8 protein-coding genes are annotated in these 13,675 nt (G+C 68.1%); all 8 read right to left on the reverse strand.

Translation table 11 applies throughout. The features are described from left to right. Positions 1 to 16: 16 nt before the first annotated feature. The 8 genes from ACPFMA_RS11040 to ACPFMA_RS11075 all read right to left on the reverse strand — a co-directional run bounded on the left by ACPFMA_RS11040 (position 17) and on the right by ACPFMA_RS11075 (position 13,673). Entirely contained in the window at positions 17 to 3,676 is a 3,660-nt protein-coding gene (locus ACPFMA_RS11040) for a hemagglutinin protein (protein ID WP_425930174.1), read from the reverse strand. Between the two features lie 30 nt (positions 3,677 to 3,706). Next, positions 3,707 to 6,928 carry a hypothetical protein gene (locus tag ACPFMA_RS11045; protein WP_425930175.1) on the reverse strand — a complete coding sequence of 1,074 codons (3,222 nt, stop codon included), beginning with the start codon at positions 6,926 to 6,928 and terminating at the stop codon, positions 3,707 to 3,709. Positions 6,929 to 7,012: 84 nt separating this feature from the next. Beyond that, a complete protein-coding gene (locus tag ACPFMA_RS11050) occupies positions 7,013 to 8,845 on the reverse strand; it encodes a Hint domain-containing protein (protein WP_425930176.1) in 1,833 nt (610 codons plus the stop codon). 250 nt (positions 8,846 to 9,095) lie between these two features. Continuing rightward, positions 9,096 to 11,039, reverse strand: a complete 1,944-nt coding sequence (locus ACPFMA_RS11055; RefSeq protein ID WP_425930177.1) for a response regulator — start codon at positions 11,037 to 11,039, stop codon at positions 9,096 to 9,098. Further along, entirely contained in the window at positions 11,029 to 11,901 is an 873-nt protein-coding gene (locus ACPFMA_RS11060; RefSeq protein WP_064303460.1) for a sensor histidine kinase, read from the reverse strand. Before ACPFMA_RS11060 ends, ACPFMA_RS11055 begins: the two co-directional genes overlap by 11 nt. Then, positions 11,894 to 12,919 carry an ATP-binding protein gene (locus ACPFMA_RS11065; protein ID WP_425930178.1) on the reverse strand — a complete coding sequence of 342 codons (1,026 nt, stop codon included), beginning with the start codon at positions 12,917 to 12,919 and terminating at the stop codon, positions 11,894 to 11,896. The genes ACPFMA_RS11060 and ACPFMA_RS11065 overlap by 8 nt, the downstream gene beginning before the upstream one ends. Then, positions 12,910 to 13,314: an anti-sigma regulatory factor gene (locus ACPFMA_RS11070; RefSeq protein WP_009401528.1), complete on the reverse strand. Its 405-nt coding sequence runs from the start codon at positions 13,312 to 13,314 to the stop codon at positions 12,910 to 12,912. Before ACPFMA_RS11070 ends, ACPFMA_RS11065 begins: the two co-directional genes overlap by 10 nt. Continuing rightward, entirely contained in the window at positions 13,311 to 13,673 is a 363-nt protein-coding gene (locus ACPFMA_RS11075) for an STAS domain-containing protein (protein WP_009401527.1), read from the reverse strand. The genes ACPFMA_RS11070 and ACPFMA_RS11075 overlap by 4 nt, the downstream gene beginning before the upstream one ends. Between the last annotated feature and the right edge of the window lie 2 nt (positions 13,674 to 13,675).

Here is a 13,675-nt window from a genome sequence, read left to right on the forward strand (position 1 = left end):
CGTCCTTGAGTCCTGTTCAGATAACCGGCGGCGTACGCCGCCCGGAACGTGCGAGGCGCTTGCTATCCGGCGTGCGCCGTGCCACCTGGCGCGGTGCCGGGGTCGCCAGCAACGCCTGTTGCTGTTTCTTCTTGTCCTCGTCCTTGAGATACGCCGCATACCAGCCCAGCGAGGTCTTCGGGCTGCCGGGCGCGCCGAACAGCATCAGGTCGGCATTGCCCGGCGGGAAGCTCCAGGCCAGCACCGAGAGGGCGAAGCGGCGCATGCGCAGCAGGTAGTTGAGGCGGTTGTCGCTGTCGCGCCAGGTTTCGAAAAGGAAGTTGCGAAAGCCCAGCTTGAGCACGCCTTGCAAGGGCAGGCTGCCGTTGAGGGCGTTGGACATGCCCAGCTTGATCCCGAGGTACACCGGCGGCTCGCCGGCCACCGGCTCCGGGCCCCAGGCGGCGAGCAGGGTGATCTTCAGGCCGATTGCGCCGCTGAGGGCGCCGAGGGTGCCCATGTCCAGGGCCAGGCTCAGGCCGAACCAGGGCGCGGCCAGCGGCTGCTGGTCCAGCGGTGCGCCGATCGAGTTGAAGCCGAGGCTTTCCGGGGTGGCCCCTTGCGGCGGCTGGCCGGCCGGGGCCAGGTCGGGGGCGGCGACCAGGCCTTCGAGACGCAGCGGGAAGTTCTCCACCAGCGACGCCGGCCGCGCCAGCGAGGCGCCGGGGCCGGTGTCGAAACTCACGCCGGCCTCGCCCGAGGTGAAGTGCTGCGCGGACGGGTCCTCCATGGCGAAGGACATCGCCACCACCAGGCCCTGGAAGCTCAGGTAGCCATTGACCAGGTCGCCGGCGCCATAGCCGAACAGGTCGAACCCGGGGATCTCGACGAAGCCGAGGCGCCCGGACAACACGAAATTGGCCGTGAGCAGGCCGTCCACCGGAGCAGCGGCGGTTTCCAGGCGACAGTCGCGGATATCGATGGAGGACAGCGCCGCGCCATTGCTCTGGAACACGTTGTCACCGAGCAGGCTGAACGAGTAGCTGGGCTGGCCGCCGATACGCTGGTAGCTGCCGGTAAGGATGAGGTTGTTGCCGCGGGCGCGATCGACCTTGGCCAGCCACGAGGCGAACAGGCGGTTGACCATCAGCTCGGCTTCGGCGGAGAAGTCCACCACCCGTGCGTTGTCGAAGCGCACGCGCATGGACAGGGTCTTGTAGCCGAAAGGGATGGTGGTGGAGGCCACCAGGTCGTCCGGGTCGTTGTAGTCGATCAGGCCGAATGCCGCGGTCTGGCCCAGATCGATGACACCGTCGCGCGGCGTGTAGGGCGTCAGCGAGAAGCCGATGTGGTGGGCGTAGAAGCGTGAGCGATCGACCCCGGCGGCCATGAAGCGCAGGGCCGAGGGCATGTCCTGGAAGTCGATCGGCGCATTGAGGAACAGCACGCCGTTCCACTGCGGGTTGTCCAGCACCTCATGGTAGAACAGCACCAGCGGGTCGGCGTCGCCGATGTCGGGGTCGAGCACGGCCAGGCGCGCCTTGGCGATCACCGCATCGAGGGCGGCCCGGGTCGGTGCCAGGCTTCCGTCCGGGGCCTGCGCCACTTCCGGCCAGGACCAGGCGCCGGTGTCGGCCGCCAGCTCGGTGATGGCCCGGCCGCAGTATTTGAACAGCATCAGGGTCGGCGTCAGGGCATCGCTGCGCCAACTGCGCGGTGAAAGCTGGAAGGTCCAGCCTTCGATGTCGGCGCGTAGCAGGCCCGCGGCTGCCTGGGCCTGGGCCAGGTAATCGCCGGCGCTGGCTGCGACTGCCGCATCGAAGGCGGCTTCGTTGGGGAACTCCGGGTAGCCGAGGGCCTTGAGGGCCGTATCGATCGCCTGGGCCTGGGTGGCCGGCACTCCGGCGGCGAGCAGGCGCGGAATGGCGTTGGCGGCGGTCAACTGGTAGGCCACCGAGCTGCCCTGGTCCATGAAGGTCTCGACATCGGCCACCACCATGAACAGTTGGTTGGATTGCAGGGCCCCCTGGAACGGCGGCTTGACCTCGGTGAGGATCAGTTGCCCGGTATCCGATTGCGGCATGTTGGCGAACAGCACCCCGGCCCAGGCGGATTGCGCCTGGTCGAGCACGGCGATCAGGCCGCTGGGGGTAACGCCCAGCGGTGGGGTATCCGCGGCGTTGGCCTGGACACCCAGGCACAGCCGGCCGGTGGGGGCCAGGCGCGGTGTGTCCGGTGGCGGCAGGCCGATCAGGGTGCGCCGGGTAGGCGCCAGGGCGGCATCCTCCAGGCGCGCGGCCTGGTCGATGGCGCTGGCGGCGATGCGCCCGTACACACCCATGGGCCATACCGTTGGCGGGCTCTGCTGGCTGGCCTGCAGGGTCGGCAAGGTGGCGGCATTCATGTTCAGGTAGGCCAGGAAGCCCGCCACCGGTACCCGCGCCGCATTGAACAGCGGCGAGCGCGGTGGTTGTGCTTCGTAGCTGCGGCCATTGCCGCCATCGGAGAGCACGGTGGCCCAGGCGGTGGTGCCGATAGCGCTCAGGGTGCTGCCGCCGGCATCCTCGACAGCGGGCGGCAGGTAAGCCGCACCATTGGCCTGGAACAGCAGCAGCGAGGTGCCATCTTGCGGCAGCACTACGCTCTCGGTGCCGGAAACACCGAGGATCAGCCGGGTGTTGCCGTCGCCACTGCGCGCCTGCTGGGGCGTGCCGAGGTCGAACAGGCCATCCGGCGCCAGGTGCCAGACCAGGCTGGCGCTGGCGGCATCGGGTGCGTCGAACAGCGGGGTGCGGCCGAAGCTCAGGCGTGCCCCCGGCAGGTCGCCGCTGCCGGCGCGGGGCGTGGCCTGGGTGGCATGCCCGGTATTGCTGAGCTGGGCAAAGCCGAGGGTCGGCGCCTGGTCCGCGGCGGTGACGAAGGCCAGCGCACTGCGCTGCGGCAACTCCGGGTTCAGTGGATCGAAGGCCAGGGCCAGGTCGAAGGGCGTGGCATCCAGTTGGCGGAACAGCGGCATGTCGATGATGCTGACTTCGCCCACCGGGCTGTCGGCATCGGCCTCGCCGTAGCGCAGCATGACGCCGAGGCGCTGCATGTCGTCGGCGTCGTCGCTGCTGCCATTGCCGGCACGGATGCCGAAGGTCAGGCAGCCGAGCTGCGCGCCGGCCAGGGGCAGCGGGCACTGCGTCTCGATCGGCGCATAGATCCCGCCAGGGGCATTGAAGGCCAGGCCGTTGGCGGCGAACAGCAGGCTGTCGCCGCCTGCCTCGACCAGGGTCGCACCGCGTACGGTCACGGCGTAATCGCCGAGGGTGAAGGCCGAGTCGCGGACCACGCGCCAGGTCCCGGCCGGTTCGCCGGCGCTGGCGGGCAGGGCGTCGATGCCGCGGGTCTGCCATTGGCTGGCCGGGTCCGCCGGGTTGCTGATCCACAGCAGGCGCAGCCAGCCCTTGGGCGACAGGCGCGGCCACAGGGCACGCAGGTCGCTGACGAAACTCGCCGGATCGGCCGGCGCACTGCCGAGGAACAGGTAGGCGCCGCCCAGGTCGGCCCAGGTCTGCGCCAGGCTGGCGCTGGCACCAAGGTCGCTGCCGGGGCTGGCCAGATAGCCAGCCCAATACGCCTCCAGCCCGCTTTCGGCGAGGGTGGAAAGGCGGTACAGGCCCGCCGTGACTTGCTCGAACACCGGTACGCTCATGACGGCTCCCTGTCGCGAGGCGGTGAAGGGTCAGGGCTGGCGGGTGGTGACGCTGTCACCCGGCAGCAGCGGCACGGACAGTTGCGTCCAGCCCGGGCCGTAATTGCCCAGCCCGCTCCAGTCCAGGCGCAGCGGCCAGGCCGTGGTGCCCAGTGGCGCGTTTGCCGCCAGCACCGCCGCGCCCAGTCCACGCAGCAGCTGCACGCCCTGCATCGGCAGCGATGCAGGCACCGGCATGCGTCCGGCCTGGGCCAGCAGGTTGGCCACGGTGGTGCCGACCGGGACCACCAGCGGCGTGCCATCGAGGGTCACCCGCAGGCACGCCCTGGGCACCACGCGGCCGCGGAAATAGGCGACCGGCACGCTACCGCCCGGCACATTGCCGGCACTGCTGAGGGCGGTGAAGCTGGGGGCGGCGGCGAGGGTGAAGTTGTTGGTCGTGGTGGTTACCGCCGGGTCGCTGGCACTGGCCAGTGCCGAGGGCGAGAACAGGCGGTAGAACGGTGTGACGAAGGCCGGGAAGTACAGGTCGGCGGCATCGGCGACCCCGCCCATCTGCTGGGTGGTGTCATGGGATGGGGGCGGGTTGACCGACAGCGCGCCGCCGCTGACCAGCTGGCCGATGAACGAGTCCCAGCCGGTGCTGATACCGCCGGAACTGTCGACGAACTGTCCCACCGGGTAGTCCACGGTCGGTCCGGTCACGTAGCCGTTGCTCCATTTCAGATCCGAAGTCGATTGGGAAATGGTTTGGAACGGGCTGGCGGCGACCCGCAGGATCATTCCCGGGCGCAGGTCCACCGAGCCGAGCGTGGCGCCGGTATCGGGCGACGGGAACGACAGGCCGAAGGCGTAGTACAGCGACTCCTCGAAGGTCTGCGGCATGGCCCGGGCCAGGGCGTCCTGTACGGCGATGATGCCCCAGGCCGCCGCGCCGGCACTTTCCAGGGCCTGGAGGAAGGCCACGTAGGCCTTGAGCAGGCCGCTGCGGATGGGCTGGGTGTCGAAGGTCCAGGGCGAATCGGTGCCACTGGAGGCGATCGCCAGGCTGTAGGGGTAGGTGCTGCCCGAGGCGGCCGACAGGGTGAACGGGCCATTGCTGATGGGCAGGTTGGCGAGGCTGCCGGTCTTGCCGATCTGCGGCAGGTACAGGGTCAGCGCGGTGGCGGGTGCGGTGCCGCTGAGGGCGGTGCTCAGGGCCGCCGCCGGAATCAGGTGCGGGAAGCTGGTCGAGGCGGCCTGTGCCGAGGGAATGAAGGCGCTGCGGTACAGGGTCGTGGCCTGGCTGGCCGGGCCGATATTGGCGATGCCGAGCACCGGCTGGTTGGCCTGGACCACCACGCTCAGGTCCGCCGCCGGGTTGGCCGGGGTATAGGCCCAGCTTTGTTCGAGCGCCCCGGCGCTGGAGGTGAAGGCCTGGTCCACCGAGGTCGTCCCGTCCACGGTTTTCAGCACCGACACCCGATAGCTCTGGCCGTCGCTCACGGCGCTCCAGCGGGCGCTGAGGGTGGCGCCGTCGTACTCCACCCGCACATCCCGCACCGGCGTCGTGGCCAGGGCGAACGCTGCACTGGCCGGGCCGACCAGGGTGCAGCCATCGACCACTCCGGCGCTGCGCAGGGTGACCAGGGCCGGATTGCCACCGCTGGCCAGTTGCGCCGGAGTGAGGGTGGTGCTGGTGCCGGTCAGGTCCAGGTGCTGGCCGCCGGGCAGGCTCAGGCGGTAGCCGGGAGCGCCGCTCAGCGCGGCCCAGCTCAGGGTGCCGCTGCCACTCACCGCATCGGTATCCCAGCCGCTGATCTGCGGGATGCCCAGCGGGACACCGAGGGCGCTGGTACTGGTGTTGCGCACCACGCCCCTGGCGGGTGCCAGGCCGACGCTCAGCGCCGCACCGGCGGCGTTGACCGGCAGGGCCAGGCGCGCGGTATTGCCATTGACCGCGAAGGTGCTGCTGACAGTGCCGTCGAGCAGCAGGCTGACCGTGGTCAGCTCCGGGCTGGTCAGCGAGGCCGGCGCTTGCCAGGTGATATCGAGACTGCCGCCATCGGCGCTGACCACCAGGCTGGTGAAGCTGGCGCTGCCGGTGATCAGCGGCAGCAGTTCGCCCTCGGCCCCGACGCCATCGCCGGCGTTGTTGGCAATGATCTGCGCCACCCAGGCCTGGGCAGTGTCCAGTGGTGCACCCAAGGGGATGCTGCCCGAGGTGGCCCCGGCGTTGCTGACCGTGGCGGAAAAGCTCTGTCCGCTGGACAGCGACAGGGCCTGCAGGGTGTAACCGGTTACCGCCGGGTTGTAGGGGATCACCCAGTCGAGCTTCAGGGCGCTGCCGTTGTAGTCCGCTGCCGTCAGCACGGGGCGGGTCGAGACGATGGCGGCGAGGGGGCTGACCAGGCCGGCGCCGCTGGCGGTCAACGCCGTCACCGAGAGCTGGAAGCTGGCGCTGTCGGCCAGGGGCGCTGGCAGGGCGAGGGTGGCGTTGTTGGCGTTGGCCCCCGGCACTTCGACGCTGTAGCGGGTGCCACTGGCCGCATCGCTGGCGCTCAGGCGGTAGCCGACGATCTGGCTGGCACCGCTGCCGGTCCAGCGCGCGATGATGCGATTGCCGTCGCGGTACAGGTTGGTCTTGCCCAGCACCGGACGGACCATCGAAGCGGGCGGGAAGCTCGCGGCGGCAGAACGCGCGCTGGCACTGCTGGCACCGACCGCAGCGACGTACACCACCCATTCCGAGTTGTCGCCCAGGCCGCCGCCGAGCTGGGCGTTATCCACCACTGCCGAACGGGTCCCGGTACCACTGACGGCAATGTTGTAGGTAGTGCCGATGCTCTGTGACACCACCACGATCTCGTAGCCGGCGGCCGCCTGCCACGAAGGTTGCCAGGTCACCTGCAGCGCATGGCCGTCGTACAGCGCCTCGTCCAGGGTCGGCGCCAGCGTTGGCAGCAGCACCGCTGCGCTGTTCTGCCCGGAACTGCTGCCCCACTGCGCCTGGACCACCACCTGCCAGGCGACATCGGTATTCAGCGGCTGGCTCAGGGGCAGGTTGCCGATCCCGGTGTTCTGGCCCTGGAAAACCTGGCTTTGGTGGGCGATCACCGGCTCGCCGCCACCCAGCCAGGCAAGCTGGATGATATAGCCGGTGACCCCGGTATCGCTCGACGGGGTCCAGATTACCCGCACACTATTGCCGTCGTAGATGGCGGACTGGATAACCGGGTCGGTGCTGTTTTGCGCTTGTGCGTGGGCGGCCATGCGAGCCTCCGGAAGAAGGGCTGGGAAGAGAAAGCCGGACAAGAGGGGCGTCGGGGGATGCGCGCGGACGCATCCCCGCTGGCGTCACGGGTCGGGGCTGTTGTCGAAGTCCTGCAGCCATTCCTTGGGCAGGCTGGCGCGGATTTCGGCGCGGCTGCGCAGCGGCGTGCGTTCGCCCACCGAGGCCAGCGACTGCTGCATGTTGGCGTCGCCGGTGAGCAGGCCGCCGGCGTAGTAGGTGCCGGAGGTCGGGTAGGGCTGGGTCAGCAGGTTGTGCACCTTGCCCTTGTAGTCTTCCAGGGTCAGCAAGGTGACCCGGGCCTTGCCCTCCAGGCTGGCCAGTTCGTCGCCGACCCGCAGGTAGCGGGCCTGCAGGGGCAGGCCGTTGGCAAGGATCATCGGGTGGGTGCGGGTCACCAGGAGGTCATGGCCGGCATCGGTCTTGATGCGGATCATCGGATGGGGCTCGGTGCCCTGGGTGGTGCCGCGTACCTCGCTGGTCTTGCCGTCGGCACTCTTCACCGACTCGCCGCCCTTGCCGGTGAAGGCCTCGACCGGGCGCTTGCTGCCGTCGGCCAGGGTGATCTCGGTGCCCTCGGCCAGGCAGCCCTGCATGATGTACAGCGGCGGAATGATGTTTACCCCCGGCGTACCCAGGTAGGTGCGGTCACTGGTGAAGTTCAGGGTGCCGAACGGTGGTTCCTGGCCCTGGCTGCCGTTGAGCGCGACATAGGCGGTGACCCACAGGTTGGCGGCGGTGCCGTCGTAGTAGTTGATGCAGTTGCCGGTGTTGGGGAAGGCCGAGGCCGGGTAGTTCCACGAGATGGTCTGGCCATTGGCCGTCCAGTATTGCTGTTCGAGCACCGTGCCTTGCTGGAAGTACACGTTGCAGCCGCCGCCGGCGGGGTTCTGGATATAGATCGAGGTGACCCCGGCCGGTGGCGAGACCACGGTGTTGACGAAGGTCGCCGAGCCCGACAGCGGGAAGACGAAATTGGTCGGGTGCGCGGTGGAGTTCCAGTAATCGCATTCCTGCTGGCTGCCGCGGTACCAGCACAGCTTGATCGGCGTGGTGTTGGCCTTGGTGTTGGTGCAACTGGTCTCGTAGCTGCCGGTGCAGTTGCCGCTGGCGTTGCGTACGCAGTAGTTGGGCTGGTTGAGGCAGGCGCTGGTGGGGTTCAGGGTGTCCTGAAAGGTCTGCACGTAGACCACCGGCGGATCGGTCGGGCCGGCGTTGGCCGGGTAGTAGTAGAACAGGCCCTTGGCCTGGGTGGTCGGGTTGCCGTCGGCGGCCGGCACCTGGCCTTCGACCTGCACGCGGAAATCCGTACCCTGGCTGAACTGGCTGCCGGACTTGGTGGCGTAGACCTTGCCGGTCTCGACTTCGTACAGCTCCATGACGATGGAGGTCGAGGTGGTGCCGCCCGCCACCGAGGAAATGCCCGTGGCCTGGTAGCCCGGCTGGGTGGCCGAGAGGGTTGCCCGGGCCTTGGCCGGGTTGCTGCCGGTGCCGTTGTCCTGGGAGAAGGTGGCGATGAAGTTGAGGTTCTGGATACCGTCGCTGGCGGCGGCATTGACGGCCAGCGCCCGGTTGGGGCGGGTAGCGTTTTTCTGCAGCGCGGCAGTGGCGATGTCGCGGCCGTTTTCCAGGGTGCGGAACAGTTGCGGTGAATTCTCCGGGGTTTTTCCGGCGCGCTTGAAGGTTTCCGTGATGTAGCGGTAATGCAGCGGATTGGCCAGGTCGAGGCGGTGCGGGATGCCCGGTTTTACCTCGGCGTCGAGGGCCTTCATGTCGGCCTGGGCCTCGGCCAGCAGCGCCTGGGGAGCGGCGCGGGCCGGGGTGATCGCCACGGCGGCGAGCACGGCCAGCATGAGAAAAGCGTGACGCACAGCTCGAACGAAATCGCGAGTCGCCATGGTGATCTTCCCTGAGTGGTGGCTGGCGGCTCACTGGCAGCGGGTGCCAATTCCTTGTGAGCGCCGGGTGCTCGAACCATAGTTGCGGGGTGGGTAAACTGCAAATGATTATTTCAGCGTTTTTTACCCGGCCAAATAGCGTTGCGTACTGAGCAAGTGCCCGGAAATGCGGGTTGTCGATGAGTTTGGTGACTGATCGGTCAGATTCCGAATGGTGCATTCCGGCCGCTTTTCCACGCCAGCATGCCCGTCAACCTTCCAGCGCGCGCCGTACCTTCTCCAGCAACTCGCTGATCTGGAACGGCTTGAACAGCATGTCCATCCCCGGTGCGAGGAAGGCCTGGCGGTTCAAGGCGGTTTGCGCATAACCGGTCATGAACAGCACCGGCAACCCGGCCCGCCAACCGCGCGCCACGTCCGCCAGTTCCCGCCCGCTCATGCGCGGCAGGCCGACATCGGTCAGCAGCAGGTCGATGGAGGCGTCGCGCTGCAGATGCTCCAGGGCCAGTTCGATGCTTTCCACCGTGGTGCAGCGATAGCCCGCGTCCAGCAGCACCTCGCTGACGAACAAGCGCACCGAGGCCATGTCCTCGACGATCAGGATATGTTCGCCCTGGCCCTGGGGATCGACACTGCCCTGCGGCTCCGGCGCCAGGTCCGGTACGTCGCTGCCGGCCGGCAGCAGCAGGGTCACTTCGGTGCCACGGCCGATGACGCTGCGGATATGCGCATCGCCGCCGGACTGGCGGGCGAAACCGTAGATGGTCGATAGCCCCAACCCGGTGCCCTGGCCCAGCGGCTTGGTGGTGAAGAAGGGTTCGAAGACCTTGTCGACCACGCTGTGGTCGATGCCGATGCCGTCGTCGCGCACCGACAGCGAGACATAGGCGCCGTCCTGCATTTTCGGATTGCCACGTGAATAGGCGGCGTAGGTGCTGATCCAGATATGCCCGCCCTGGGGCAGGGCATCGCGGGCGTTGATCGCCAGGTTGAGCACCGCGCTTTCCAGTTGCACCGGGTCGACCAGGGCGATGGCCGGCTGGTTGGTCAGTTCCAGCGTGAGCACGATGCGTTCGCCGATGGTGCGGATCAGCAGTTCTTCCAGCGAACGCACATGCTCGTTGATGTCCACCGGCCGGGTGTCCAGCGGTTGCTGGCGGGCGAAGGCGAGCAGGCGGTGGGTCAGGGCGGCGGCGCTGGTGGCCGAGTTGAGCGCCGCCTCGGCGTAGATCTGCAGCTTGGGCGACGCCTGGGTGCCGGCCTGCTTGCGAATCAATTCGAGGCTGGTGATGATCCCGGTGAGCATGTTGTTGAAGTCGTGGGCGATGCCGCCGGTGAGCTTGCCCAGGGCATCCATTTTCTGCGCCTGGAGCAACTGCTCCTCGGTGCGTGCCCGTTCGGCGACTTCCTTGGCCAGCTGGATATTGGCATCGTCCAACTGGGCCCGGTGCGAGCGTTCGCGGTGGCGGTGTTCGGTGACGTCCTCGACGAACACCAGGCTGGAGCCGGGCGCACGGTACGGCGATATCTGCCACTCGGTCTCGCGCAGTTCGCCCTTGACCCGCATGTTCAGGGTGCCTTTCCAGCGCTCGCCCTCGGCCAGGCGCAGGCGCAGTTCACCGACCACCGAGGCGTCGTTGTCCTCCAGCGCCGCATCCAGGGTCTGCGGGGCCTTGATGCCCTCAAGCAACTGGGTGAAGGCGTGGTTGCACTCATGGATGTTGAGGCTGGTATCGAGCACGGCGATGGGCGCCGAGACATTGGCGAAGATCTCGCGAAAGCGCGCCTCGCTTTCACGCAGGGCGTTTTCCGTGTCGCGCACCCGCAGCAGGGTGCGCAGGGTGGCGAGCAGCACGTCGGGATCGATCGGGTGGATCAGGTACGCGTCGGCGCCGGCGTCGAGGCCGGTGATGATGTCGCCGGTCTGGATCGACGCCGCCGACACGTGGATCACCGGCAGCAGCGCGGTGCGCGGGTCGGCGCGCAGGCTGCGGACGATATCGAAGCCGCTCATGTCCGGCAGGTTGACGTCGAGGATCAGCGCGTCCAGGCGCTCCTTCTCGATCAGCGCCAGGCCTTCGCCCCCGGTACCGGCCTCCAGCACCGTGTAGCCCTGGCGATCGAGGCGGCGGCGCAGGGCGTAGCGGGTGGCGCTGTTGTCATCGACGATCAGCAGGCGCAGGTTACGTTTCATCGACGGCCTCCGTGGCCATGGCCAGCGGGATGATAACGAAGAAGGTCGAGCCGACCCCGGGTTCGCTGCACAGCCCGACCTGGCCGCCGAGCAGCGCGGCGAAGCGCTTGCACAGCGACAGGCCGAGGCCGGTGCCGCGCAGGCGTTTCTGCAGGGGCGAATCGACCTGGGAGAAGTCCTCGAACAGGGCACCGTGCAGTTCCGGGGAGATGCCGATGCCGGTGTCGCTGACCGCGAAGCGGATGCGGTCGCTGCCTTCCAGGCTGGCCGAGACCCGTACTTCACCGCTGGTGGTGAACTTCAGCGAGTTGGAAATGAAGTTGCGCAGGATCTGCGCGAGCTTCTTGTCGTCGGTGTAGAGCCGCGGCAGGCCGGTGGGCTCTTCGAAGATCAGGTCGACAGTGGTGCTGTTGACGATCGGCCGGAACATGCCGCGCAGGGCAGAGAACAGGTCGAGCATGTCGAACCAGCCCGGCGAGATGGTGATGCGCCCGGCTTCGATCTTGGCCAGGTCGAGCAGGTCGTCGACCATGTCGCTGAGTTCGCGGGTGGCCGTGCTGACGAAGGCCACCTGCTTGTGCTGCTCGGGGCTCAGCGGGCCGTCCAGCTCGTCGGCGAGCAGGCTGGTGATGCTCAGGATCGAGCCCAGCGGGGTGCGGAACTCGTGGCTCATGTAGGAGAGAAAACGGCTTTTCAGGTCCGAGGCCTGGCGCAGTTGTTCGGCCTGGGTGTCCAGCTCGGAGTACAGGGCCAGTACGCCCTGGTTGGTTTCGTCGAGTTCGGCACGCAAGGCATCGGCCTCGCCCTGCAGGCGCTCGAACAGCGCGCGCTGTTCGGCATTGAGGTTGGACAGGTCAGTCATCGACGGTCTCCAGGGCCATCACCAGAACGGTCACGTCGTCGCGACCACGGTTGAAATCACGGTGCAGCACGGTGGCGATCACCGCCGGGTGGCGCTGCAGCAGGCCGGGGTAATCGCGCAGGTTCCAGCGTGATTGCAGGCCGTCGCTGTGCAGGATCAGCAGGTTGCCGGTTACGCCAGCGTAGTCGAAGGTCTGCACCTTGCGGTACTGGGCGCCGACGATGCCTGGATGGGAGGTCAGGCCGCGGTTTTTCTCCGGGCCGACCAGGCTGGCGGCGATATTGCCGATGCCGGTGAAGTGCAGGTCGTCCCGTACCCCGTCGAACTGGGCGATGCCCACGGCGCCGCCACGGCTGTGGAGCATGGCTTCGTGCATGTCGGCAACCAGGCGCTCGGGGTCGGCGAAAGGCGTGCGGGCAAAGGCGGCGCGGCCGGCGAGGGCGGCCTGCTCGGCCTCGCTGCCATGGCCGAGGCCGTCCAGCACCAGGGCGCTGATCTGCGCGCCGCGCACCACCAATTGCCAGGTATCGCCGCAGGCCGGGTCGTCGAGCAGCGAATGATGGCTGACGCCGAAGCGCAGGTCGCGCTTGCGCTTGCCCGGGCCGCCGTTGCGGTAGAAGCGCGCCAGCAGCACGGTGCCGCGTGGGTCGGCATACATGTCGAAGACATCGGCCTGGCGCTCCACCGCGCCCAGGCCGATGCCCTGGGTACCCCGGGTGGAATAGCCATCGGTCAGGCAGGTGTAGCGATCGAAGCCGCCGCCACGATCCACGGCCAGCACCTCGATACCGGCGCCTTCGGGATGGGGCAGCGCGCGCAGGTGCAACTCGCCGCGGGCGGCATGCTTCAACAGGTTGCTGGCCAGCTCGGTGGTCACCAGGGCGACACGCCCGGCATCGCTTTCGTCCAGCCCTTGCTGCGTTGCCAGCTTCTGCGCGGTGCGCCGGGCATGTCCGATCTGGGAATCTTCTTCGATCGCCACCACCAGGGTCGGCGATCCTTCAACGCTCAAGTCCATCGGGTGATCGTCACGCAGGTGCCCTCGCCGGGCGCGGTTTGCAGGTCGAATTCGTCCACCAGGCGCCGGGCCCCGGTGAGACCCAGGCCGAGGCCGCCGCCGGAGGTCCAGCCGTCGGTCAGGGCCAGGCGCACGTCGGGGATCCCCGGGCCCTGGTCGCGGAAGCTCAGGCGCAGGCCGACGCGACCGATATCTTCCAGCACCTGCCAGTCCATATCGCCGCCACCGCCGTAGACCACAGTGTTGCGTGCCAGCTCGCTGACCGCAGTGACCAGCTTGGTCTGGTCGATCAGGCGCATGCCGCATTCGGTGGCCAGCTTGCGCGCGGTCTGCCGGGCCAGGACCACGTCCTGTTCCAGGCGTACCGGTTGGGTACCGCTGCTGCGCAGGTTCATGAGCGTTCCACCCGGTCGCGAAGTTTCTGCATGCCGCGCTCCACGTTCAGCGCCGTGCTGACCCCCGGCAGGGTCATGCCCAGTTCGACCAGGGTGATCGCCACCGAGGGCTGCATGCCCACCAGTACGGTCTGCGCGTCCATGATCCGCGAAAGTCCGGAAATGGTGCCGATCATCCGGCCGATGAAGGAATCGACCATGTCCAGCGCCGAGATGTCGATCAGCACGCCCTTGGCCGAGGTGCGGCTGATGCGTTCGGCCAGGTCTTCCTGGAGGTTGAGGGCGAGCTGGTCATGCATGTCGACCTGGATGGTCACCAGCAGGTACTCGCCCATTTGCAGTATCGGGATACGTTCCATGG

The organism is Pseudomonas sp. NyZ201, from assembly GCF_049860765.1.
GTDB classification, from domain to species: domain Bacteria; phylum Pseudomonadota; class Gammaproteobacteria; order Pseudomonadales; family Pseudomonadaceae; genus Aquipseudomonas; species Aquipseudomonas bharatica.

Excerpts from the sequence above, each read along its gene's own strand:
- ACPFMA_RS11040 (WP_425930174.1), bottom strand. The coding sequence starts at position 3,676 with ATGAGCGTACCGGTGTTCGAGCAAGTCACGGCGGGCCTGTACCGCCTT.
- ACPFMA_RS11045 (WP_425930175.1), bottom strand. The coding sequence starts at position 6,928 with ATGGCCGCCCACGCACAAGCGCAAAACAGCACCGACCCGGTTATCCAG.
- ACPFMA_RS11050 (WP_425930176.1), bottom strand. The coding sequence starts at position 8,845 with ATGGCGACTCGCGATTTCGTTCGAGCTGTGCGTCACGCTTTTCTCATG.
- ACPFMA_RS11055 (WP_425930177.1), bottom strand. The coding sequence starts at position 11,039 with ATGAAACGTAACCTGCGCCTGCTGATCGTCGATGACAACAGCGCCACC.
- ACPFMA_RS11060 (WP_064303460.1), bottom strand. The coding sequence starts at position 11,901 with ATGACTGACCTGTCCAACCTCAATGCCGAACAGCGCGCGCTGTTCGAG.
- ACPFMA_RS11065 (WP_425930178.1), bottom strand. The coding sequence starts at position 12,919 with ATGGACTTGAGCGTTGAAGGATCGCCGACCCTGGTGGTGGCGATCGAA.
- ACPFMA_RS11070 (WP_009401528.1), bottom strand. The coding sequence starts at position 13,314 with ATGAACCTGCGCAGCAGCGGTACCCAACCGGTACGCCTGGAACAGGAC.
- ACPFMA_RS11075 (WP_009401527.1), bottom strand. The coding sequence starts at position 13,673 with ATGGAACGTATCCCGATACTGCAAATGGGCGAGTACCTGCTGGTGACC.